Source organism: Novosphingobium aquimarinum, from assembly GCF_009746585.1.
GTDB classification, from domain to species: Bacteria; Pseudomonadota; Alphaproteobacteria; order Sphingomonadales; family Sphingomonadaceae; genus Novosphingobium; species Novosphingobium aquimarinum.
Genome location: NZ_WRPO01000009.1, coordinates 66,507 through 89,576, shown reverse-complemented (window position 1 = coordinate 89,576; position 23,070 = coordinate 66,507). Strand labels below are relative to the sequence as shown.

Annotated in this window: 24 protein-coding genes and 1 other RNA gene; 16 read left to right on the top strand and 9 right to left on the bottom strand. The window is 63.4% G+C overall.

All coding sequences use genetic code 11. The features are described 5' to 3' along the window. Positions 1-59 precede the first annotated feature (59 nt). Positions 60-1,232: a glycosyltransferase gene (locus GQO94_RS11145; RefSeq protein WP_156841415.1), complete on the top strand. Its 1,173-nt coding sequence runs from the start codon at positions 60-62 to the stop codon at positions 1,230-1,232. Between the two features lie 30 nt (positions 1,233-1,262). Here GQO94_RS11145 and GQO94_RS11140 read toward each other — a convergent pair whose 3' ends face one another. Further along, positions 1,263-2,561, bottom strand: a complete 1,299-nt coding sequence (locus GQO94_RS11140; RefSeq protein ID WP_156841413.1) for a phospholipid carrier-dependent glycosyltransferase — start codon at positions 2,559-2,561, stop codon at positions 1,263-1,265. A 97-nt stretch (positions 2,562-2,658) separates the two neighbouring features. Here GQO94_RS11140 and GQO94_RS11135 point away from each other — a divergent pair, with 97 nt between their 5' ends. The 6 genes from GQO94_RS11135 (at position 2,659) to GQO94_RS11110 (ending at position 8,812) form a co-directional block, all read left to right on the top strand. Continuing rightward, complete coding sequence (locus GQO94_RS11135; protein ID WP_156841411.1) at positions 2,659-3,867, top strand: trans-sulfuration enzyme family protein; 1,209 nt, start codon at positions 2,659-2,661, stop codon at positions 3,865-3,867. Next, on the top strand, positions 3,846-5,222 hold the full coding sequence (locus tag GQO94_RS11130; protein ID WP_332310842.1) for a PAS domain S-box protein: 1,377 nt from the start codon (positions 3,846-3,848) through the stop codon (positions 5,220-5,222). Before GQO94_RS11135 ends, GQO94_RS11130 begins: the two co-directional genes overlap by 22 nt. 54 nt (positions 5,223-5,276) lie before the next feature. Then, positions 5,277-5,675 carry a Co2+/Mg2+ efflux protein ApaG gene (apaG, locus tag GQO94_RS11125; RefSeq protein ID WP_156841407.1) on the top strand — a complete coding sequence of 133 codons (399 nt, stop codon included), beginning with the start codon at positions 5,277-5,279 and terminating at the stop codon, positions 5,673-5,675. An 84-nt stretch (positions 5,676-5,759) separates the two neighbouring features. Continuing rightward, positions 5,760-6,545, top strand: a complete 786-nt coding sequence (locus GQO94_RS11120) for a LysR family transcriptional regulator (RefSeq protein ID WP_156841405.1) — start codon at positions 5,760-5,762, stop codon at positions 6,543-6,545. Positions 6,546-6,733: 188 nt separating this feature from the next. Further along, positions 6,734-7,516 (top strand): enoyl-CoA hydratase-related protein, encoded by a 783-nt coding sequence (locus GQO94_RS11115; RefSeq protein WP_156841403.1) that lies wholly within the window; start codon positions 6,734-6,736, stop codon positions 7,514-7,516. A gap of 99 nt (positions 7,517-7,615) precedes the next feature. Further along, positions 7,616-8,812, top strand: a complete 1,197-nt coding sequence (locus tag GQO94_RS11110) for an acyltransferase family protein (protein WP_232332886.1) — start codon at positions 7,616-7,618, stop codon at positions 8,810-8,812. A 70-nt stretch (positions 8,813-8,882) separates the two neighbouring features. On the opposite strand, the gene GQO94_RS11105 is transcribed toward GQO94_RS11110, so the two are convergent. Together GQO94_RS11105 and GQO94_RS11100 are read right to left on the bottom strand one after the other, a co-directional pair. Continuing rightward, on the bottom strand, positions 8,883-9,668 hold the full coding sequence (locus GQO94_RS11105; protein ID WP_156841399.1) for an alpha/beta fold hydrolase: 786 nt from the start codon (positions 9,666-9,668) through the stop codon (positions 8,883-8,885). A gap of 96 nt (positions 9,669-9,764) precedes the next feature. Then, positions 9,765-10,259, bottom strand: coding sequence for a flavin reductase family protein (locus tag GQO94_RS11100; protein ID WP_156841397.1), 495 nt, complete (start codon positions 10,257-10,259; stop codon positions 9,765-9,767). 296 nt (positions 10,260-10,555) lie between these two features. On the opposite strand from GQO94_RS11100, the gene GQO94_RS11095 reads away from it, so the two are divergent. From GQO94_RS11095 to mmsB, 6 genes are all read left to right on the top strand, one after another. Beyond that, positions 10,556-11,980 (top strand): aldehyde dehydrogenase family protein, encoded by a 1,425-nt coding sequence (locus tag GQO94_RS11095; RefSeq protein WP_156841395.1) that lies wholly within the window; start codon positions 10,556-10,558, stop codon positions 11,978-11,980. Positions 11,981-12,056: 76 nt separating this feature from the next. Then, on the top strand, positions 12,057-12,569 hold the full coding sequence (locus GQO94_RS11090) for a hypothetical protein (protein WP_156841393.1): 513 nt from the start codon (positions 12,057-12,059) through the stop codon (positions 12,567-12,569). Positions 12,570-12,594: 25 nt separating this feature from the next. Further along, on the top strand, positions 12,595-13,740 hold the full coding sequence (locus GQO94_RS11085; protein WP_156841391.1) for an acyl-CoA dehydrogenase family protein: 1,146 nt from the start codon (positions 12,595-12,597) through the stop codon (positions 13,738-13,740). Between the two features lie 10 nt (positions 13,741-13,750). After that, a complete protein-coding gene (locus tag GQO94_RS11080; protein ID WP_156841389.1) occupies positions 13,751-14,794 on the top strand; it encodes an enoyl-CoA hydratase/isomerase family protein in 1,044 nt (347 codons plus the stop codon). Continuing rightward, positions 14,791-15,573: an enoyl-CoA hydratase-related protein gene (locus tag GQO94_RS11075; protein ID WP_156841387.1), complete on the top strand. Its 783-nt coding sequence runs from the start codon at positions 14,791-14,793 to the stop codon at positions 15,571-15,573. The genes GQO94_RS11080 and GQO94_RS11075 overlap by 4 nt, the downstream gene beginning before the upstream one ends. A gap of 2 nt (positions 15,574-15,575) precedes the next feature. Continuing rightward, the gene (mmsB, locus tag GQO94_RS11070; RefSeq protein ID WP_156841385.1) at positions 15,576-16,445 is read left to right on the top strand and encodes a 3-hydroxyisobutyrate dehydrogenase; all 870 of its coding nucleotides are present in this window, start codon (positions 15,576-15,578) and stop codon (positions 16,443-16,445) included. A gap of 30 nt (positions 16,446-16,475) precedes the next feature. On the opposite strand, the gene GQO94_RS11065 is transcribed toward mmsB, so the two are convergent. From GQO94_RS11065 to GQO94_RS11045, 5 genes are read right to left on the bottom strand one after another with little or no spacing between them, the layout of a single operon-like run. Beyond that, positions 16,476-16,682, bottom strand: coding sequence for a hypothetical protein (locus tag GQO94_RS11065; protein ID WP_156841383.1), 207 nt, complete (start codon positions 16,680-16,682; stop codon positions 16,476-16,478). Further along, a complete protein-coding gene (locus GQO94_RS11060; RefSeq protein WP_156841381.1) occupies positions 16,682-17,218 on the bottom strand; it encodes an NUDIX hydrolase in 537 nt (178 codons plus the stop codon). Before GQO94_RS11060 ends, GQO94_RS11065 begins: the two co-directional genes overlap by 1 nt. Next, positions 17,215-17,898 carry a TPM domain-containing protein gene (locus tag GQO94_RS11055; protein WP_156841379.1) on the bottom strand — a complete coding sequence of 228 codons (684 nt, stop codon included), beginning with the start codon at positions 17,896-17,898 and terminating at the stop codon, positions 17,215-17,217. The genes GQO94_RS11060 and GQO94_RS11055 overlap by 4 nt, the downstream gene beginning before the upstream one ends. Positions 17,899-17,907: 9 nt before the next feature. Next, a complete protein-coding gene (locus tag GQO94_RS11050; protein ID WP_156841377.1) occupies positions 17,908-18,705 on the bottom strand; it encodes a TPM domain-containing protein in 798 nt (265 codons plus the stop codon). Positions 18,706-18,718: 13 nt separating this feature from the next. Then, positions 18,719-19,324 (bottom strand): LemA family protein, encoded by a 606-nt coding sequence (locus GQO94_RS11045; protein ID WP_156841375.1) that lies wholly within the window; start codon positions 19,322-19,324, stop codon positions 18,719-18,721. Between the two features lie 150 nt (positions 19,325-19,474). Here GQO94_RS11045 and mscL point away from each other — a divergent pair, with 150 nt between their 5' ends. Both mscL and ssrA read left to right on the top strand, forming a co-directional pair. Then, complete coding sequence (gene mscL, locus GQO94_RS11040) at positions 19,475-19,948, top strand: large conductance mechanosensitive channel protein MscL (RefSeq protein WP_156841373.1); 474 nt, start codon at positions 19,475-19,477, stop codon at positions 19,946-19,948. Between the two features lie 15 nt (positions 19,949-19,963). After that, positions 19,964-20,307: a transfer-messenger RNA gene (gene ssrA, locus GQO94_RS11035) on the top strand. 71 nt (positions 20,308-20,378) lie between these two features. Here ssrA and GQO94_RS11030 read toward each other — a convergent pair. After that, a complete protein-coding gene (locus GQO94_RS11030; protein WP_232332895.1) occupies positions 20,379-20,672 on the bottom strand; it encodes a hypothetical protein in 294 nt (97 codons plus the stop codon). Positions 20,673-20,945: 273 nt separating this feature from the next. Here GQO94_RS11030 and GQO94_RS11025 point away from each other — a divergent pair, with 273 nt between their 5' ends. Further along, positions 20,946-23,054, top strand: coding sequence for a malate synthase G (locus GQO94_RS11025; RefSeq protein WP_156841371.1), 2,109 nt, complete (start codon positions 20,946-20,948; stop codon positions 23,052-23,054). Positions 23,055-23,070: the final 16 nt, after the last annotated feature.

Below are 23,070 nucleotides of genomic sequence, written 5' to 3'. Positions count from 1 at the left end.
AAGCCGGTTCCGTTAGATAAGTAAGCGTTGCTTCATTTATGTCGCCTAATAGGACGCCGATGACACTCTTGCAGGATGATCTGACTGATACGGTCAGCGTGGCGACAAGGCCGCTGCAGCTTGCAGTCGTCCTGCCGACGTTCAACGAACGTAACAATCTGGCACCGATGATCGATCGCCTCGACGCCGCCTTGAAGGGTGTCGCCTGGGAAGCGATCATCGTAGATGACAACAGCCCGGACGGCACGTCGGACGAAGCCCGCGCCATCGCCCTGCGCGACCAGCGCGTGCGCGTGATCGAGCGGATTGGCCGCCGCGGTCTCTCCTCGGCGGCGATCGAGGGAATGTGCGCGACGGCCGCTCCGGTGGTCGCCGTGATGGATGCCGATCATCAGCACGATCCGGCGCTGCTTCCAGAGATGCTCGCGGCAGTGACTTCGGGCGAATTCGATCTCGCCTATGCCTCGCGCTTTTGTGAAGGCGCCAGCACCGCTGCCTGGGGGCGACCCGATCGGGTCAAAGCTTCAGGTTTTGCCAACAACCTCGCTCGCCGCGTGACCGGCGTCACTCTGACCGATCCGATGAGCGGCTATTTCATGCTGCGGACATCCACGCTGCGCGCCGATGCGCACCGCTTGTCCGGGGTCGGTTTCAAGATCCTGCTCGATATCCTCGCCACCGTGGAGACCCCCTTGCGCGTCAAGGAATTCCCGCTCAGCTTCGCGGCCCGCGCCGACGGCGAGAGCAAACTCGATCGTACCGTCGTCTTCGAGTTCCTCGTCGGTCTTTACGACAAGTGGCTGGGGCGCATCATCCCCACGCGATTTGCCTTGTTCGGCACGATCGGCGCCTTCGGTGTCCTGGTCCACATGGCCGTGCTCTCGGCGTTTCTCGCCGTGTTCGGCGGTCCGCCGATCCGCGGTCAGCTGGTCACGGCCTTCGAAGTCGGTCAGACCGTCGCCGCGTTGACGGCGATGACGTTCAACTTCTTCCTCAACAACGCGCTGACTTACGCGGACAAGCGGCTCACCGGGTTCGTCCCGCTGCTGCGCGGTTGGGCGAAATTCGGACTGACCTGTCTCGTCGGCCTCACTGCCAATGTCGGCGTCGCCGCGATTCTCGTGCGTTATGGTATTCACGAATACCCGGCGGCGCTCGTCGGCATCGTGATCGCGTCGGTCTGGAACTTCGCCCTGTCGTCGAAGTTCGTCTGGGGCAAATACGGGACGTAAGGACTTCGGCTTCGGCCGGGGCAGGGTGGCTCACCGCCAGGAGCGCAGCCACATCCATTTGGCGAAAGCCTGTTTCCCACCCGCCAGTTTCGTTGCCGAAATGATCGGGAAGAACCAGCCGAACATGCCGAAGGCGGCGACGAGGCTGGCAGGCGCAATCCAGCGCCAGTGGTCGCGGCGCTGGCCGATATCGTCGAGCGCGAAGGCGAGGCAGGCCATCAGGAACGCGCCGGGCAGCAAGTAGTGATAGTAGAACTGGATCGGCTTTCCGTTGACGATCCAGACGCAAAGGCAGGCGAGGTAGAGTATCGCGAACGCGATCCGGTATCCCTCGCGCCGAACGAACCCGCGCCACAGGCACCAGACCAGTGCGGGAAGCCCGGCAAGCATGGAAAAGGGATTGCCGATCAGCACGATCCCGCGCTGCGCGCCGTCCACGGGCTCGTAGAGATACCAAATCGCGCGCCAGTCAACGATCCATTGGTACCAGACGCTGCGATAGGGATGCGGCTTGCGAACACTGTCCTGAAGCCGGATCATGGTTTCGTGCTGGCCGATGAAATCCCAGGGGTCGAGCTTGAGCGATCCGGGATAGAACATCGCCGGAGTGAACGTCGCCCAGTAGACCGCGAGCGGCAGGACTCCGAGCCACAGGAAAGCCTCCACCAGCGATACGCCGGGGATCGGCCCCGCGCCAGCCCGGCCAACGATGCGCCAGCCGCTCTCGCGTAGGCGCAAGGCGACGAAGGCGAGGCCGGGCATTACGATCGCCGGAACCCCGCTCCATTTCGCGCCCATCGCCAGGCCGAGGGCCACGCCGCAGCAAGCCAGTCGCAGCCTTGCGATCCGGATCTCCTGCCCAAGCGCGGCAGCGAACTGCCACAGTCCGACCATCAGCAGGCCCGCGCTCACCATGTCGAGCATCGCGATCCGGCTCTGGATGTACCAGGTGAAATTGGTCGCGAGCAGCAGCCCGGCAAGGATCGTGGCGCATCGTCGCCGGCTCGACCACCACACCAGCCGGACGAACGCGAACAATCCCAGCGCGCCAAACAGAACTGAGGGAAGTCGCCAGGCCCAGGACCTATCGCCGAAGGCCGCAATCGAAAGGGCGATCATCTCCTTGCCGAACAGCGGATGCTCGCGATTGGCGGCCTGCAGTTGCAGCAGTTTGCGCGCGGCGGGCACGTAGTGGATCTCGTCGAAATAGAGCCGCGTCGGGATCGCGATGCCCCAGATGCACAGCGTCAGAAACGCGAGCGCGATCGCCCAGCACCAGACTATCGGATCGCGTTCGGTGCTGTTGGCGGTTCCGCGGATTAAGGACATCGCGCGCGCCGATAGCACGATCGCCGTCCGCCGCAAGCAATGGTGTTTGGCCGCGCAGACGCTTGCGCGTAACCCGGCGCAAATCTAAGGCGACCGCATGAAACGTACCACTGGACAAGACCGCTCGAAAACCACGCGCTGGCGCGCTGCCACGCAGGCGGTGCGCGGTGGCACCTGGCGATCCGAGCAAGGCGAAACGAGCGAAGCCTTGTTCCTCACCTCGGGCTACACCTACGACGATGCGGCGACGGTCGCGGCCCGGTTCGCGGGCGAGCAGGACGGCATGACCTACTCGCGCCTGCAAAACCCGACCGTGGCGATGCTGGAAGAGCGCATTGCCTTGCTCGAAGGGGCCGATGCTTGCCGGGTGCAGGCCTCCGGGATGGCGGCGATGACGGCTGCCTTGTTGTGCCAGCTTTCGGCCGGCGATCATATGGTCACGGCCCGCGCGGCGTTCGGCTCGTGCCGTTGGCTCGGCGATCATCTGCTGCCGCGCTTCGGGATCGACGTGACGGTGGTCGACGCGACGGACAATGCGGCCTGGGAAGCCGCGATCCGGCCCAACACCAAGGTCTTCTTTTTCGAGACCCCGGCCAATCCGACGATGGATGTCGCGGACCTTGAATATATCTGCGGGCTGGCGCGCGCGCACGGAATTACTTCGGTGATCGACAATGCGTTCTGTACCGCCGCGCTCCAGCGACCGCTGGAGTTCGGAGCCGATGTGGTGGCCTATTCGGCGACCAAGCTGATGGACGGGCAAGGCAGGGTGCTGGCGGGCGCAGTCTGCGGCAACGAGGAATTCATCAACGACAAGTTGCTGCCCTTTCAGCGCAACACGGGGCCCAATCTTTCGCCTTTCAACGCCTGGGTGGTGCTCAAGGGGCTCGAGACGCTCGATCTTCGCGCACGCCGCCAGAGCGAGAATGCTCTCAAGGTCGGCAAGTTCGTTGCCGATCGGGTCCCGGTCATCCGCCATCCCTGGCTCGACAGCCATCCGCAGCAAAAGCTGGCGATGAAGCAGATGGATGCCTGCGGGCCGATCTTCTCGATGGTGCTCGACGGAGGGCGCGAGCAGGCGCATGCGGTGCTGGACGCGCTCGAACTTATCGACATTTCGAACAATATCGGCGATTCACGGTCCTTGATGTGCCATCCCGCTTCGACGACGCATCACAACATGGGGCCGGAAGGTCGCGAGGCGATGGGTATCGGTGAAGGCATGCTGCGCATCAACATTGGCCTGGAGGATCCGGATGACCTCATCGAGGATCTGGATCAGGCATTCTCGAAAGCCGGCCTCTGAGCACCGCGATTTCAGGACTGGCGCCTGACGCGTTTCTCGCGGCGATCGTCGAATCGACTGACGACGCGATCGTCGGCAAGGCTCTCGACGGGACCATCCTGAGCTGGAACCGCGGTGCGGAACGGGTCTTTGGCTATACGGCCGAAAGAATGATCGGTCGCAATGTGCGCGATCTCATCCCCGCCGACCGGCAATCCGAGGAAGACAGGATTATCGCCACGATCCTGCGCGGCGAACGTGTTCCCACGTTCGAAACCATCCGCCTTCATGAGGACGGTTCCGAGGTCTTCGTTGCGGTGACAGTGTCCCCGATATGCGACGCCACGGGCAAGGTCGTCGCGGCGAGCAAGATTGCGCGGGACATCACGAGCCAGAAGGCCGTGCAGGACCGGCTGGCCGAAAGCGAACACCATTTCCGCCTGCTCGCCGACAACATCTCGCAGCTGGCATGGATCGCCGACAGCGAGGGCCGGATCTTCTGGTACAACAAGCGTTGGTTCGACTACACCGGCACGTCCCTGGAGGACATGGTGGGCTGGGGCTGGACCACGGTTCACGATCCTGCCGAAGTCGACCGGGTGGTCGAACGAATTCAGCATAGTTTCGATACGGGTGTCGATTGGGAAGACACCTTCCCGCTGCGAGGCGCCGACGGCACATACCGCTGGTTCCTTTCGCGGGCCGTTCCTATTCGCGATGCAGACGGAGCCATCACGTACTGGTTCGGAACCAACACCGACGTGACCGAGATGCGCGATGCCGAACAGCGCATCGAATTGCTGTTGCAGGAGGTCAACCACCGATCCAAGAACTTGCTCGCGATCATCCGGTCGCTTGCCCGGCGCAGCGATCCCGACAAGCCCGATTTCCTGAATCGATTCGACCAGCGGTTGACTGCGCTGGCCGCCAATCAGGATTTGCTGGTCAGTCGGTCTTGGTCGAACGTCCCGCTCGCTGACATGGTCAGCTCGCAGCTCCGGGTTCTGGGAGAGGCGGCAGCACAGTGTCAGGCGTCCGGCCCTCGAGTCATGCTGTCTCCCAAGGCTGCGGAGTGCCTCTCGATGACGTTGCACGAGATGGCGACCAACGCCCTCAAATATGGGGCCTTGTCGGTCTCGACCGGCCAGGTATCCATAGTTTGGTCGCTGTCCGATGCGGACGACACCCAACCTCGTTTCCATATGCGTTGGCAGGAAAGCGGCGGTCCAATGGTCGAACAGCCTCGGTCGAAGGGCTTCGGAACGCGAGTCATCGTCGATGCGCCGCGGCATAATCTTTTCGCCGATGTCGACGTCGCCTACCCGCCAGAAGGTTTCGTCTGGACATTGTCCTGCAACCGCAGCGCGCTCCGCTGACCTGAGCCTATGCGGTTGTAGCGCCGCGAATTAGGCGTTAGGCTTGCTCCTGCGATGAAGGAATTGTTTCAGCATACGGCCATCACCGATGGCGTCATCATCAGGGTGGCGGTCAATTTTCTGCCCGAACAGTCGCGTATCGAGGCAGGCAAGTGGTTTTGGGTGTACCACATCCGTATCGAGAACGAGAGTGGCGAAACCATCCAGCTCATGACTCGCCATTGGCGGATCACGGACGGTAACGGCAACGTCAGTCTGGTTGAGGGGGACGGAGTCGTTGGCGAACAACCCGTTCTGCGCCCGGGCGCGACGCATGACTACGTCTCCGGCTGCCCGCTTTCCACGCCTCACGGGAGCATGGAGGGACATTACACTTTCCGTGGCCCGACGGGCGCGCCGATCAAGGCGGCCATTCCCTTTTTCCCCCTGGCCGCTCCCGCGACCGCAGGCTGATCCAGCGGAGCTTGCCAGCGGTATGACGCCGACAGGCTTGCTGCGGTGATTGCCCTCGCGACGGTCAGAACCTAGGAAAATGGCATGAAGCGAACTCACTTGCCGCTCAATGCCCTGCGCGTGTTCGATGCCTCCGCGCGCCACTTGTCGTTCACGCGTGCCGCCGACGAGCTGGCGGTGACGCCCGCCGCTGTAGGGCAACAGATCCGCGCGCTCGAGGACGTGCTGGGCGTGGTTCTCTTCCGCCGCACCAGCAAGGGGCTCGAACTCACCAAAGAAGGCGAGTCCGGCCTGGAAGGCTTGCGCACCGGCTTTCTCTATCTCGAAGAATCGGTGCGCGCGATGCAGGCCGGCCAATCGAGCCAGGTCTATACGATCGCTGCCCCACGCGACTTCTTCGCGGCCTGGCTCGCGCCGAGACTGGCCGCGTTCCGCACCGAGCATCCCGACGTCCGCTATGTCCTGGTCGAGGACGAGGCGGCCGAGTTCACCGAGGCGAACCTCGACTTCGCGGTGCGCTGGGTCGAAGGACCGGGTGATCTCGAAGGCGTAGCCTTGGGCAAGCCCGAATGGACCATCATCGGGTCCGGCGACTGGATCGGCTGGCCCGGCGATCCCAATCCCGGCCAGAGCGAGGAAAAGCCTCCCGTAATCGTTGCCGATGCCGGCCAGGCGATCGCCGCGGCCCGCGCCGGCATCGGTCGCGCGCGCGTGCCGGGGCTGCTGGCGGAAGCTCAAGCCTCAAGGAACGATGAGGCGTTCATCGGCGAGTGCGCGAGCTGCCGACGGGGTTACTGGTTGGTGGCACCCGCACCGCAATGGCGACAAGCGAAAGTCCGCAGCCTCGTCGCCGCGCTGACGGCATCCTGACGCGGGTGAGCGTTTACCGATGGGATGACGAACGAGGGGCGACGATTGCGGTATCTGCTCGGTGGGCAGGACGCAGGGGCCGATCGAGAAGATCCTCTCGTGCCAGGAATTGTTGGACCGTATCGCCGGCGAGGCCTTAAAGATCGTGAAAAGTCGCTTTGTCAGCATGGCAGGCTAAGGGAGACGACATGGACTACAAGTGGATCACCTATAAGCTGGCCGACGATGTCGCGCGGATCGCATTGAACGATCCGGCGACGATGAACGCGGTCAGCCCCAACATGGGCTTCGAGATCGTCGACGCTCTCGATCGCGCATCGAAGGAGGCACGGGCGGTATTGCTCACAGGTGAAGGCAAGGCGTTCTGCTCGGGTGGCAACCTCGCTTCGGCGGCCGCCATTCTCGATGATCCGCGGCGCGATTTTGGCGAACAGCTCGAAGTTTCGCTCAATGCCGTGCTGGTGGCGATGAAGCGCCTCGAAATCCCGGTCGTAACCGCAGTGCGCGGCGCAGCAGCGGGCTACGGTGCGGGTCTGGCGGCTGCGGGCGACATCATCATGATGGGCGAGGGCGGCTACTTCTACCTCGCCTTCCGCCACGTTGGTCTCGTTCCGGACGGCGGCGCGACCTGGCTGTTGAGCCGGGCCATCGGCCGCGTCCGGGCGATGCAACTGATGCTGCTGGGTGAGAAGCTTAAGGCGGATCGCGCACTGGAGTGGGGCCTTGTCACCAAGGTCGTGCCGGATGCCGAACTGGACGATGCGGCCATGACGATGGCCCGGGAGCTCGCCACGGGCCCGCGCTCGCTGGGCATGATGAAGCGCATGGCCTGGGACGCGCTCGACAGCAATTTCGAAACCGCGATCGATACGGAACGCCGCATGCAGCGCGAAGCCGGTCGCAGCGACGACTTCATCGAAGGCGTCACCGCTTTCGGCGAGAAGCGCAAGCCAGCGTTCAAGGGGCGCTAACGCGACCTTTGCGAAGGCGTCGGATGCCGAGCGCTCCGGTATGATCGCCTGCAGAACGTCCCGATTTGCAGCCGCGAGTTACAGTGCTAGGGGCGTTGCGTGCAGGAAACCGGATCGCTGACGTCGCCGCCGCAAGCGAGGCACTATGGAATGGACTGGCTGCGTATCGCGGCCTTCGTCCTGCTGATCCTCTATCACATCGGTTTCATGTTCACGCCCTGGGGCTATCAGACCCCTTCGCGCGGCGTCGTCGAAGGTGTGGACGTGCTGCTGCTGGCGCTCAGCCCCTGGCGTCTATCGCTGCTGTTCGCGATCTCGGGCTATTCCAGTGCAGCCATGCTGGAACGACGCCAAGGCGTCGGGGTCTTTTTCCGCAGTCGTGTGACGCGGCTTGCGGTCCCGCTCATCTTCGGCATCCTCGTGATAGTGCCGCCGCAGCCGTGGGTCGGGGCGATGCGCGACACGGGGTATACGGGAAGCTATCTGACCTTCCTGACGAACGATTATTCCCTCTTTCAGAACGTCAACGGCATACCGGTGCCTCGATGGATCCACCTCTGGTTCGTCGCGTATCTGCTTGTCTATACAGGCGTTCTGTGCGCGCTGATGCAGCTGCCGGAGACGGTGAAGTCGCGCTTCAAGCGAGGCTTCGAATGGGTGCTGGCGGGCCCGCTGTTTCTGCCGCTGCCCGTCGCCTTCCTCTTCTGCATACGCCTCCTCGGCAACGGCTGGACCGACACCCACCAACTCGTCGATGATCTTGCCGCGCATGCCCATTATCTGCCCATGTTTCTGTTTGGCGTTTTGCTGCGCCAGTCCCCCGCCTTGCTCGAAGCGATCAGGCGCCAGTGGCGCATCGCGCTCGTCACAGCCGCAATCGGTTATGGCGTGATCGTCGCGTGCAAGATGGCGTTCCCCGGCGAAGCGCTGCTTCCGGCGCGGATCGAGCCGCTGTTCAGCGCCGCGAAGGCCCTGCTGGGCTGGAGCGCGATCGTCGCCCTGTTCGGGATTGCCGGCCGCTACTGGAACCACGATGCGCCGATACGCGCGGCATTGGTCGAAGCGGTGTTCCCGTTCTACATCATTCACCAGACGCTCTACATCGGCGCGGGCTGGTGGCTGAACGACTTCGGGCTTGGAGCCTTGGGCGAATTTCTCGTCCTCGTCGCGGCAACGAGCATCGGCTGCGTCGCCTTCTACCTGCTCGGCAGGGAGATCGCGCCGCTTCGTCCGCTGATCGGCCTGGGCCCCGACCGCAGACAGCGCGCCCGCGTGCCGAACCCGGCCACTGCCTGACGCCTCGGTCGCGAGGGTAGCAACCCGGCTTCGGGTTTCGCCGACTTGCGATGCGATGCCTAAGCGGGATCTACTGGCTCAGAAATTGACGGATGGCCTCAGCCACCGGTCCTGGCCGCTCCATCGTCAGCATGTGACCGGCTTCGGGATAATCGATCCGCTTCACTTTCGGCGCATTGTTCGCGATCAGCTCGGCAATGCGGCGGAAATCCTCCATGTCCCGCTCGCCGGTCAGTAGGAGAGTTGGCGCGGTGAGGGCAGGCAGGTGTTCCAGGTCGGGCGAGGCCGGTCGGGCCGGATCCTCGATCCATTGCCGTCCTTGAAAGGCGCCAACCGACTTTCGGAGATCGGCTTCTTCCGGCGAGCTGCGAACTTGCGCGAACAGCGGATGATCGAGCCATAGGGCGCGCGCGGTTGCCATTTCGCCGCCGCGCGCCGCGCGACCGATCTGCTTCCAGCGCGCGATCCATTCCTCGCTCCAATTCCATCCCGCAATCAGCGGGCTGACCAGGATCAGACGGCGGACCCGCTCCGGGTGCTGCAGCGCGAAAGTGACGGCGGTTCCACCACCCAGCGACATTCCGCATAGATCGACCTGCGGGATCGCCAGCTTGTCCAGCACGGCGACGAGGTCGTCCGCATGCGAATATGGCGTCAGCGCGAGCCCCGATTCGCCGAAACCACGCTGGTCGTAGCGCACGATGGCGTGATCTTCGGGCATTGCGGCCATGACCGGATCCCAATCCAATCGCGACCCGCCAAAACCGTGCAGCAGAACGAGTGGCACACCACCGGTTCCCCGGCGGTCTCCTACGATCCGCGCTCCTTGGAGCTCGACTGTGAAGCGTTCGGTCATGCAGAGACTATCTCATCGTATTGGGATCGAGGTTGTCTGAACGGCGATTCCACCGGCACGCTTCGGCCGGGCCTCTCGCACATCCGCGCCGAAGCCTCAGATCACCTCCGCGAAGCCGCCATAGCGCCCACGATGAAACAGCATTGGATCCTCGTCGCGAGTCGTCTCCAGGCGGAGGACTTCGCCCAGTACGAACCAGTGGTCTCCCGCTTCGGTGACCGAATGAAGTCGGCATTCGATGCAGGCGATCGAGTCGGCGATGACGGGAAGGTTATGGTCGGAAATGGCGTATTCGACGCCGACGAACTTTTCCTCGCCTTTGGCCCCTACCGCGCGGCAGATCGCTTGCTGATTGCTGCCCAATATGTTGACGCAAAAGTGCCCCGCGGCTTCCAGCAGCGGCCAAGACGTCGATTTCTTGTCGGGAAAGAAGCCGACCAATGGCGGGTCGAGAGATACCGAGGTGAAGGAGCCGATGACCATTCCAATCGGCCGGTTTTCGGGGTCGAGCGCGGTGATCACGCAAACTCCCGTGGGATAGCTCCCCAGAACCTTGCGAAAATCTTCCGGATCGATCGTTGTCATGCCCAAAGCGCGTTATGCTCCATGTTGTCCTTCGCCGGTGGCGAATCTTTCGCTGACGCGCAACCTGTCGGCACGAGCGCGCAGTTTCAAGGGCAAGAGTCCCGCCGCGACCGACGGTGGTGCGATAACCTGACCCATTCTGCAGGTGCAAGGTGCGAACGATTGCTTGCAAGAATGGCAACTGCACCAATTTAATTGATCGATTAAACTGTTTGCACCCCATCTGGGGATTGTGCAGGAACCAATCCGAAACACGGCGCGCGAACGTTCGCGACGTTCGATGATCAAAAGGGAACGATGCCATGGCCACCGTTGAAGACGTAGCGGAAATCACTATCGCGGACGAAGTCGCGGAACTCGTCGCTCGCTCGCGCAAGGCGCAGGCGCAGATCGAGCATGCCACGCAGGAGCAGGTCGATACCTGGATCAAGGGCATGGTCTATGCCGTCTGCAAGCCGGGTATGGATGAAGAGATCGCTCGCGAGACGGTCGAGGAAACGCAGCTCGGCAATTACGAGGGCAAGTTCAAGAAGATCTCGGTGAAGACCCGCGCCACGCTGTACGATATCATCGACGACAAGTCGGTGGGGATCATCGAGGAGCTGCCCGAGCGCAACATCGTCAAGATCGCCAAGCCCGTCGGCGTGATCGGCGCGCTGTCGCCTTCGACCAACCCCGAGGCGACCCCGGTCATCAAGGCGATCAGCGCGGTCAAGGGTCGCAACTCGATCATCGTCTGTCCGCACCCGCGCGCCAAGTTCGTCAACGCCAAGATCTGCGGCCTGATGCGCGATGCGCTCGAGAAGATGGGCGCGCCCGCCGACCTCGTGATCGCGATCGAGCGGCCTTCGGTCGAAAAGACGAACGAGGTGATGAAGCAGTGCGATCGCGTGCTCGCGACCGGCGGCGGCGCGATGGTGACCGCGGCCTATTCGTCGGGCACGCCAGCGCTGGGCGTGGGCGTGGGCAATGCGGTCATCACCGTCGACGATACCGCCGACCTCGATGACGCGGCCGCCAAGATCCTGCTGTCGAAGACGCTCGACAACGCGGCTTCGTGCTCTTCCGACAACGCGGTGATCCTACTCGACGCGATCTACGACGAGATGCTGGCGAAGCTCATCGAGAAGGGTGGATTCATCATCGAGGGCGAGAACAAGACCAAGCTGCAGAACGCGATCTGGGAAGATGGCGAGCACATCAACGCTAAAGTCGTGGCCCAACCCGCCGACTTCATCGCTGATTATGCCGGCTTCCAGATTCCCGAGGGGACGAAGTTCTTCATCGTGCCGGAAACGGGCCACGGCGCCGACTACAAGTTCTCGGGCGAGAAGATGACGGTGACGATGGCGCTCTATCGGGCCAAGGACATCGATGAGGCGATCGCGCTGACCAACAACATCCAGGCCTATCAGGGCCAGGGTCACTCCTGCGGGATTTACTCGAACTCCGACGAAAACATCATGAAGCTGGCGAACAACACGCGCACCAGCCGTGTGATGGTCAACCAGCCGCAGTCGGCCTCGAACTCGGGCAACTTGTGGAACGGCATGCGCCAAACCTTCTCGTTGGGCTGCGGCTCGTGGGGCGGCAATGGCACCAACAACAACATCACTTGGCGCGATCTCATCAACGAGACCTGGGTTTCCAAGCCGCTGGCGCAGACCAAGTCCATTCCCGCCGACGAGGACCTGTTCGGCAAGGACATCATCGAACTGATCGGCTGATAGCAGCCGAAAGCGTTTTCTCGGCGCGCGGGTGCGGATCGCCGCGCGCCGAGGCACGAGTCGACTGGAGAGATCGATGAAAATCATGTTGCCGCTGCTCGCCTGTACGGCGTTGCTGACGCTAGGGGCGTGTTCGAGCCAGAATGCAGAGCCCGAAGCCCAGGGAACCGACGCCTCGGTTATGGAAAGCGCTTCGGCCGGCGCGGACCGCGAGGAAGCAGTCGAAGCCTCGCCGGCCGCCAGCGCCAGCGCAGCACCAGCCATCCCGAGCGACGCGATTCCCCCGGCGATGCGGGGCCGCTGGGGCCTCGTCGCCGCCGATTGCACGTCTACCAAAGGCGATGCCAAAGGCCTCATGGTCGTGAGCCCCGACACCCTCAAGTTCTACGAGTCGGTGGCGAAGCTGGGGATGATCCAGCGGGTCGATGCGGATTTGCTGGCCGCGTCGTTCAAATTCTCCGGTGAGGGGCACAGCTGGATTCTCGAAGTCGCGCTGGAACTGAGCGACGACGGCGAGACTCTGACCCGCCGCGACAAGGGGCCCGACGCCATGCCCGAGCCGCTGGTCTACAGCCGCTGCACTACTTGAAGATCAGAAAAAAGGGGGGCTTGAGATGACCGAACAGTTTGCGCTGACCGAAGACCAGCTCGCGATTCAGGATACCGCGCGCAAGTTCACCGAAGACCGAATCACGCCGTTCGCGGCGGAGTGGGACGAGACGCATCACTACCCTATCGACGTGTGGAAGGCCGCAGGCGAACTCGGTTTCGGCGCGATCTACGTTTCCGAGGAGAATGGCGGGATCGGGTTGGGGAGGCTCGAAGCCGCGCTGATCATGGAAGCAATGGCCTATGGTTGTCCGACCACCAGCGCCTACATCTCGATCCACAACATGGCGGCGTGGATGATCGACATGTTCGGATCGCAGGACCTGAAGGACCGTTACCTCCCCGAGCTGGTGACGATGGAGAAAATTGCCTCCTATTGCCTTACCGAACCCGGATCGGGCTCCGATGCGGCGGCGCTCAAGACCAGCGCAAGGCTCGAAGGAGACGAATACGTTCTCAACGGCAGCAAGCAATTCATCTCGGGCGGCGGCGTCAACGATATCTACGTCGTGATGGCTCGCACGGGCGACCACAAAGTGAAGGGCATATCCTGCTTCGTGGTCGAGAAAGGCACGCCGGGCCTGAGTTTCGGCGCGCCTGAAAAGAAACTGGGCTGGAACGCATCCCCTACGGCGCAGGTCATCTTCGAGGACGTCCGCGTGCCGGTGGCGAACCGCGTCGGTGGAGAGGGTGAGGGCTTCCGCTTCGCGATGATGGGGCTGGATGGTGGGCGCATCAATATCGGCGCCTGCTCGCTGGGCGGCGCGCAACGTTGCCTCGACGAAGCGATCCAGTACGTGAAGGACCGTAAGCAGTTCGATCAGCCGATCGGCGATTTCCAGAACACGCAGTTCATGCTCGCCGACATGGCGACCGACCTCGAAGCGGCGCGTGCCTTGCTCTATCTCGCCGCCGCCAAGGTCACCGCGGGCGCGCCCGATAAGACGCGTTTTTCGGCCATGGCCAAGCGGCTTGCAACCGATAGCGGTTCGCAGATCGTGAACGATGCGCTGCAGTTGTTTGGGGGCTATGGCTACCTCAAGGATTACCCCATCGAACGCTTCTGGCGCGACTTGCGCGTGCACTCTATCCTGGAGGGTACCAATCAGGTCATGCGGATGATCGTCGGGCGCGAACTTCTGCGCCAGTGAGGAGGGGGCTATGACCGAAGAACTGCTGACCCGGCGCGCGGGCGCCGTGGCTTACTGTACACTCAATCGACCCAAGGCGATCCATGCACTGACGCATGAGATGTGCCGCGACATGAGCGAAGCGTTGCAATCGTGGGAAGGCGACGATGCCGTCAAGGCGGTCATCATCGATCACAGCGAGGGCAGGGGGTTCTGCTCGGGCGGCGACATCAACTTGCTTCGCCAGTCGGCCCTGAACGATGAGGGCAAGGCGGGTCGCGCCTTCTTCTACGACGAATACCGCCTGAACCACCAGATCTTCACCTATCCCAAGCCCGTGGTCGCGTTCATGGACGGGATCACGATGGGCGGCGGCGTTGGCATCTCGCAGCCCGCGACGTTCCGGGTGGCGACCGAGAACACGCGCTTCGCCATGCCCGAAACGGGGATTGGGCTGTTTCCCGACGTCGGCGGAGGCTGGTATCTTTCCCGCCTCGAGGGGCGCATCGGCCAGTTTCTCGCCATTACGGGCGCGCGGCTCGATGGCGCCGAATGCCTCTGGGCGGGGCTTGCGACGCATTACCTCCCGGCCGAAGCCTTGCCAGAGGCTAAGCGCCGGATCGAGGCCGGGCACGATATCGCAGGCGTTTTGTCTTCTCTGGCCACAACCCCGCCCGATCCGAAGATCGCTCCGCATGCCGCGACGATCCGCAGGCACTTCGCGTCGGATCGCCTCGAAGACATCCTCACATCGCTCGAGAAGGACGATAGTGAATGGGCCGCCAAGGAATTGGCCACTTTGAGGTCCAAGAGTCCGCAGGCCTGCAAGGTTTCACTGCGGCAATTGAAGGAATCGAAGTCGCTTGGCGACTTTGCCGACAACATGGCGATGGAATACCGCATCGCCTCGCGGGTGCTGACGAAGCCCGACTTTGCCGAAGGCGTGCGGGCGGTGATCGTCGACAAGGACCATGCGCCCAAATGGAACCCCGCCACGCCCGAAGGCGTGAGCGCTGAAACGCTGGACGCGATCTTCGCGCAGCTTGCCGCAAACGAGGAATGGAAACCGCTATGAGCTACGAAACGATCACGGTCGAAACCAAGGGCGCGGTGACGCTGATCACGCTGAACCGGCCCAAGTCCTTGAACGCCCTCAACTCGACGGTGCTCGCCGAACTGACGGAAGCCTTCAAGGCATACCAGGCGGACGACGGCCAGCTTTGCGCGGTCATCACCGGTTCCGGCGACAAGGCGTTCGCCGCCGGCGCCGACATCAAGGAAATGGTCGAAAAATCGAGCGCGGAGTTCTTCAAGCAGGACTTCTTCTCCGGGTGGCAGGCGGACATCGTGCGCCGCGTGCGCAAGCCGTGGATCGCAGCGGTCAACGGCTTCGCCTTGGGCGGCGGGTGCGAGCTGGCGATGATGGCGGACTTCATCATCGCTTCGGAGAACGCCAAGTTCGGTCAGCCCGAGATCAAGCTGGGCGTCGCGCCCGGCATGGGTGGCTCGCAGCGCCTGACGCGCGCGGTCGGCAAATCCAAGGCGATGGACATGTGTCTGACCGGTCGCAACATGGATGCGGCCGAAGCCGAGCGCTCTGGCCTCGTCAGCCGCGTCGTTCCGCACGAGCAGCTGATGGACGAAGCAGTGAAGGCGGCCGAGACGATCGCGTCGATGCCGCCGCTTGCCGCTATGATCAACAAGGAGATGGTCGACGTCGCCTTCGAGACCACGCTGGAATTGGGCCTCCTGGCCGAGCGCCGCATGTTCCAGGTTCTCGCGTCCACCGAAGACAAGACCGAGGGCATGACCGCCTTCGTGGAGAAGCGTCCCGGCGTCTGGAAGGCCAAGTAGACATGAAAATCGCGTTTATCGGGCTTGGCAACATGGGCGGCGGCATGGCCGCGAACCTCGTCAAGGCGGGGCACGACGTGCAGGCCTTCGACTTGTCCGAGGAGGCTCTGGCGCGCGCAGGCGAAAACGGCTGTGCCACATTTTCGACCGTCCCCGAGGCGGTGGCGGGCGTCGATGCCGTGGTGACGATGCTGCCCAATGGCGGGATCGTGAAGAGCGTCTACACCAGCGACGTGTTCAGCAGGGCGCCTGCTGGCGCGCTCTTTCTCGATTGCTCCACGATCGACGTCGACACCGCACGCGAAGTCGAGAAGCTGGCGCGCGAGGCGGGCTACGAAATGGTCGATGCGCCGGTCTCGGGCGGGATCGCTGCGGCCAACGGTGGGACGCTGACCTTCATGGTCGGCGGCACCGAAGCGGCTTTCGCCAAGGCGCAGACGGTCCTCGAGCCGATGGCCAAGAAGGTGATCCACGCCGGTGCGATCGGGGCCGGGCAGGTCGCCAAGATGTGCAACAACATGCTGCTGGCGATCCATATGATCGGGACCTGCGAAGCGCTGAAGCTGGCGGAAAAGGCTGGGCTCGACCCGCAGATGTTCTACGAGATCAGCTCGAATGCCACCGGCTACAACTGGTCGCTCAACGATTACACTCCAGCTGCAGGCGTCGGCGTCACGAGCCCGGCGGACAACGATTACGCTGGCGGGTTCGCCTCGGCGCTGATGCTGAAGGATCTCCGGCTCGCAATGCAAGGCGCCGAAAGCGCCGGCGCTACTGTGCCGATGGGCGAGCACGCCATGAAGATCTACGAGGCCTTTTGCGAAGCCGGCGGTGGCGGCAAGGACTTCGGGGCCATCTTCACCACGCTGTAAATCGCGCTGCGAGGCAGTGGCGGGGTCGGGTCACCGATCGCGGGCTGCTGCCTTGCGCCTTGCCAGTTCGAAGGGGGGAAGCTTCATCCCCTTGGTGCGGCTGGTGAGGTGCCACTGGCGGCACAGCCCGCAACGATAGGGGCGCAGGGTGACTTGCGCGATCGCTGCCATGTCATTGGCGGCAGCCTCGCTCGCGAAGCGGCGCTTGCGCGCGCAGTGCCCCGGCTTGGTGCGCATCAGCCGAGCAGCTTCGCCCCCAGCAGCAGCAGCAATTTTACGTCGATCGCGTAGCCTTGCTCGCGCCACCCGGCGATGGCTTGCTCGATCCCGGCCAGCGGTACGCGGTGGACGGTGATGTTCTCGCTGTCGACTCCGCCGCCTTCGCCGACCTGCTTCAAATCATGCGCACGCAGTAGAGTGAAGCTCTCGCTCACCATCCCCGGCGAGGAATGGAATTCGCCGACCACGTCGATGCGGCCCGCGGCATATCCGGTTTCCTCTTCCAGTTCGCGAGCACCGGCCGTGGCGGCATCCTCGCCCGCGACATCGTCGTGATCGCCCACCAGGCCGGCGGGAAGCTCGATGCATTTGCGGCCGAGCGGGACGCGGAACTGCTCCACCAGGATCACGTGATCGGCGTCATCGACGGCCAGGATCACCGCCGCATGGATCCCGCGCGCGCGGCCCACGTATTCCCACCGTCCACGCTTCTTCGTGACGATGTATTGGCCTTCCCAGACGATCTCCTCGGGCGCGTCGGCATCTTCGATCATACTTCTATCAACCTGTCCGGCAGTTCGTTCTGGTCGTCCGCGGGGCGAGGGAAGTGCTCCGCGACGATCGCCCCGACGCGCTCGATGGCCGCGATCATGCCGTCGGTGACATGGCCCTGCCCGACGCGAGCGAGCATCGCCGCCATGGCGTCGGCCCATACGTCGGGATCCACGCGCGCCGCGATGGCGGCGTCGGCAACGATCTCGGCCCGACGCTCGCGTATCGAAAGGTAGATGAGAATGCCGGTGCGCCCATGCGTGCGCCGTTCGGCGCCGATGCGAAAGGCCCGCACCGCCTGATCGCGCACCCGCAGGGACTTGATCGGCGGCGGCACCAGCCAGAATTTGAACGGCGGCCACAGCTGTATCAGCAGCACCGCCAGGAATTCCGATGCGGTGACGACGAGTGCGACCAACAAGGCATCGCGAATGGTCCATTCGCTCACCCAGCCGCCGCGCAGCCAGGCATAAGGTTCGAGAAAGGCGCCGGGCGCGACGGCAAGGGCGGCGAGCGTGGCGATCGCCGCCAAGGCCGCCCAACTGAGCGCGACGTCGGTATATCCGTCCGAGCGTTCGGCGAGGATCGTCACGATCTCGCCGGCGCTGTCGGCCTCGGCCGCGGCGACGGCCTTGCTGATGCGGTCGTGATCCTCAGCGGAAAGGGAGAGTGGGGGTGCCATGGTTCGTCCCTACCAGCTTCCGCTCGCGCCGCCGCCGCCGAAGCTGCCGCCGCCACCGGAAAATCCGCCCCCACCGAAACCGCCGCCGCCCCCGGACCAGCCGCCGCCGCCCGACGAACCGAAGCCGCCGGGTATCCAAACGACCGGGCCCATTCGCGAACGACGCCGCGATCCCCCGCGCGAGCGGCCGCGCAGCATCGGCAGGATGAAAAAGAAGAACACGAATATGAGGATGGGCAGCACCGCCATGATGTCGACTCCGCCGCTCGCGTTCGCGGTGGCTGCGCGATCCGCCTCGGCAGCGACTTGCGCCGCTTCGTCGGGGGGCAGTTGGAGCTGGGTGATAAGTGCGTCGGTCCCGGCTTCGATCCCGCCGGGAAGATCGTCCGCCTTGAAGCGCGGCACGATAATCTGGTTGATAACGTCGGAGGAAAAGCCGTCGGTGACGATCGGCTCCAGGCCGTAGCCGACTTCGATCCGCAATTTGCGCTCGTTGGGAGCGACGATCAGGATTGCCCCGTCATTGCGCTGTTCGTCACCGAGCCCCCAGGCGCGGCCAAGCTGGTAGCCGTAATCCGAAATCTCGTAGCCTTGCAGGCTCGGCAAGGTAGCGACGACGAGTTGGCGCTGCGATTCCGCTTCGAGCGCCGCCAGCTTGCTGTCGAGCCGAGCTTCCTCGTCTGGGGGGATGATATTCGCCGCATCGACCACGCGCCCGGTCAGCTTGGGGAATTCGGGCGCAGCCAGCGCCGGTCCCGCACAGAGCGCGGCGACCATTGCCAGCAGCAAGGCGAGCAGGGCCCGCATGGTCAATTCCGGCTCAGAGCTTGCCTTCGAGGCTGGGCGCGACTTCGGCGCCGGGCGTGACCGCGCTGTATGGCGTCATCGGCTTCGCGCCGCGAACCATCGCCCCGATCATCGTCGGGAAGACGCGTACCTCCGTGTTATAATCGCGCACGGCCTCGTTGTAGTCCTTGATGGTGATGCGAATGCGGTTCTCCTGACCTTCGATCTGGTCCTGCAGCTTGGTGTAGCCGGGAATCGATTTGAGATCGGGGTACCGCTCGACGCTCACCAGCAACCGGCCAAGGCTTTGTCCGAACTGGTCCTGCGCCTGCTGGAACTGCTTCACTTTGGCCGGATCGTCGAGCTCGTCGGCGCTCACTTGCACGCTGGTCGCGCGGGCGCGGGCGTTGATGACGTTGGTGAGAATTTCCTTTTCCTGCTCGGCCGCGCCTTTGACCACGGCGGCGAGGTTGGGAACGAGGTTGGCGCGCTCCTGGAAAGCGGCCTGGACGTCGGCCCACCGGGCTTTCGCCGTCTCCTGCTTGGTCGGCACCGAATTGATGCCGCAAGCCGCAAGGCTGGCCGCGGCCAGCGCGACGACGGCGAGACGCCAGGCGCGGACGAACGATCCGTGAGTCATGGCAAGCAAATCCTCCTGATGCACCGGCGCGGCCCGTGCCGTTCCAGTGGGGATAAATAGCGAGCGGCGACGAAGGCGCAACTGTGGCCATCTTGTCCCCGGCGCGCGGCTTTGCCATTTGTTTGCCCGCAATTGCCGGAGACCCGATGGATGACGCTGTTCGAGGAATTCAAGAAATTCGTGGCGCGTGGCAACGTGCTCGATCTTGCGGTCGGCGTGATGATCGGTGCCGCCTTCGGCAAGATCGTGACCTCGCTCACCGAGAACGTCATCATGCCGGTCATTGGCTGGGCCTTCGGCAACATCGATTTTTCGAAATATTTCCTCATGCTCGGATCGGTCCCGGCCGACTACAAGGGCAGCCTTTCCGACTACAACGCGCTCAAGGAATCGGGTGTCGCGATGATCGGCTACGGTGCGTTCCTGACGCAGGTCGTCAACTTCCTGATCGTCGCGGTCGTGCTGTTCATGCTGGTGCGCTCGGTCAACCGGCTCACGGATGCGATGGAAGCCGAAAAGAAGAAGGCCGCGAATACGTCGGACGAGCCGACGATCCCCACCGATCCGCAGCTCGACGTGCTGAATGCGATCCTGGCCGAAATGCGCAAGGTGCCCAAGGCCTAAGCTTCTGCTTTCCGCTCACTTCACATTCATGGCGAATGCCCTATATGGGTCGGTGCCGGCTTCGGCCGGATATGGCGATAAACTGCAGCGTGCAATAGGCGCAGCGGACCCGGGGGCGGTACCCGGCGGCTCCACCACCTTTCCCGTTGTCGCGGGGGAAATGATGGGGCCGAACTAGGATCGACGTGTGTTGAAAGGCGCTGTTTTTGCCCGGGCTGAGTAACCCGTTAAAGGCTCAAAACTCATAAGTGCCAACGACAACGAAGCACTTGCTCTCGCGGCGTAATTCTAGGGGCTAACGCCCTGAAGTTACAAAGTTAGAACGCGGTTGGACCCACCGGGCAACAGAAGTGGATTCCGGGGGCCCGGGGGTGCCTAGCAACAGAAACCCCCACCTCTTCCAGCGATGATATCTTGGGTTGCGGCGCGATCAGGCGCGCCGCCGTTCCTTCGTGGCCGGCCCTTGAGTATCGTTCGCCGCGGGCTTGAGCGTGAAGCCCTGTTCGCGCGCGGCCTTCTCGTACTTCAGGCAGTCGAGGATCTTGGCGCCGGCGAGAAACACCGCGCCGGTGCAGGCCAGAAACAGCAGTTTGCCGCCATATCCTGGAATCACATCCAGATAGACCTTGCCGCGCTCCGCCGCGCCCAGGCCGAGGGCATAGATGATCAGGTAGGCTTCCCAATTGGTCTTGATGACGAACAGTCGACCGATTTTCCTGAGCATATTCAACCCTTTTTCCTTCACCGTCCCTCAGCAACGATCGTGCCAATTCACGGTTTGCGGGTTTTTTACCAAGTTCGCGAAGCCCGGCTGTAAGACTTCCCGACAGCGTGTCCCAAACCTTCGATATCACGACCCCCGTGCCAGGCGCCAGCACACTGTTGCAAGCGGCTTGGCCATGCGCCATAGCCGGACGCATTCCTTCCCCAGGGCATCTTGAATCACGCCAAGCCCCGACGAGCCCAATGGACGTCGGGCCATTCAATGCGAGGAACGATGACGGACAGGATCGAATGCGCAGGTCTCAAGGTCGATGCCGGCCTGGCGACTTTCATGGAAACCGAAGTGCTGCAGCCGATCGGGCTTGCCGCAGAGCCGTTCTGGGGCGGCTTTGCCGAGCTCTTGAGCCGCTTCGCTCCGCGCAATCGCGAATTGCTCGAAAAGCGTAACGCGCTTCAGGCGCAAATCGACGAATGGCACCTCGCGCGGGCGGGCAAGCCCATCGACATGGAGGAGTATCGCGCCTTTCTTTCGGCGATCGGCTACCTCGTCCCCGAGCCGGGCGATTTCACCGTCGGCACGACCAATGTCGATCCCGAGATCGCGACGATGGCGGGACCGCAGTTGGTGGTCCCCTCCCTCAACGCGCGCTTCCTGCTCAACGCGGCCAATGCGCGCTGGGGCAGCCTTTACGATGCCTATTACGGCACCGATGCGCTCGATGCGCCTGCCGCCGAAGGCAAGGGCTACGATCCGAAGCGCGGCGCGGCGGTCATCGCGGCGGGGCGCGCGTTCCTGGACAAGGCGCTCCCGCTCGCTCAGGGGAGCTGGAAGGATGCGGCGACGCTCGACCTGGCTCTGGCCCATCCCGACCAACGCGTGGGCACGACCGAAAACGGCGTGTTGTTCCGCTCGAATGGCCTGCATATCGAAGTGGTCGTCGATCCCACCAGCGAAGTCGGCAAGTCCGATCGGGCCGGGATCAGCGACATCGTGCTGGAATCGGCGCTGACCACGATCGTCGATCTGGAAGATTCGGTCGCGGCGGTCGACGCGGGAGACAAGACGCTCGCCTATGCCAACTGGCTCGGCGTGATCCGCGGCGATCTGGAAGATACCTTCGAGAAGGGCGGCGAGACGCTGACTCGCAAGCTCGCGGCGGACAAGGCCTACACCACGGCAGATGGCCGGAGTGCCAGCCTGCCGGGCCGCAGCTTGCTGTTCGTGCGCAATGTCGGCCACCTGATGACCAACCCGGCGATCCTCCTGCCCGATGGCAGCGAAGTTCCCGAGGGCATCATGGACGCCGTCGTCACCAGTGCGATTTCGACGCAGGACGTGCGGGGCACGGGGAAGTTCGGCAATAGCCGGACGGGCAGCATCTACATCGTCAAGCCGAAGATGCACGGCCCCGAGGAATGCGCGTTCACCAACGATATGTTTGACGCCGTCGAAGATCTGCTCGGGCTCGATCGTCACACGGTGAAAGTCGGCGTGATGGACGAGGAGCGCCGGACATCGGCGAACCTTGCGGCCTGCATCGCCGCGGTGAAGGATCGCATCGTCTTCATCAACACCGGATTCCTCGATCGCACCGGCGACGAGATCCACACCTCGATGCGCGCGGGTCCGATGATCCGCAAGGGCGAGATCAAGGGTTCGACCTGGATCAAGGCCTACGAGAAGCGCAACGTCGCGATCGGCCTGAAGCACGGCCTGTCGGGCAAGGCGCAGATCGGCAAGGGCATGTGGGCCGCGCCCGATCGCATGGCAGCGATGCTCGCCGAGAAGATCGGTCATCCGCAGACGGGCGCGAACACGGCCTGGGTCCCGTCGCCGACGGCCGCGACGTTGCACGCGATGCATTACCACGAAATCGACGTGTTCGGCGTGGTACAGCCGGAGAAGCAAGCAGAGGCCATTTCCGGGCTCGACGAGTTGCTGCAAGTCCCGCTCGCGCTCGGCACCAACTGGTCCGCCGAGGAAGTGCGCGAGGAGCTCGACAACAATGCGCAAGGCTTGCTCGGCTACGTCGTGCGCTGGATCGACCAGGGCGTCGGCTGCTCGAAAGTGCCCGACATCAACGACATTGGTCTCATGGAAGATCGCGCGACCTTGCGCATATCCAGCCAGCACATGGCGAACTGGCTGCTGCATGGCGTCTGTTCCGAGGAGCAAGTGCTCGATTCGCTCAAGCGCATGGCGGCCAAGGTCGATGCCCAGAACGCGGGCGATCCGCTATACGAACCGATGGCGGACAACTGGGACAGCAGCCTGGCATTTCAGGCCGCCTGCGATCTGGTGTTCAAGGGTGTCGAACAACCGAACGGCTATACCGAGCCGTTGCTGCACGCCTGGCGGCTCAAGAAGAAGGCGGCTGAATAGAAGCGGCTTCAATATC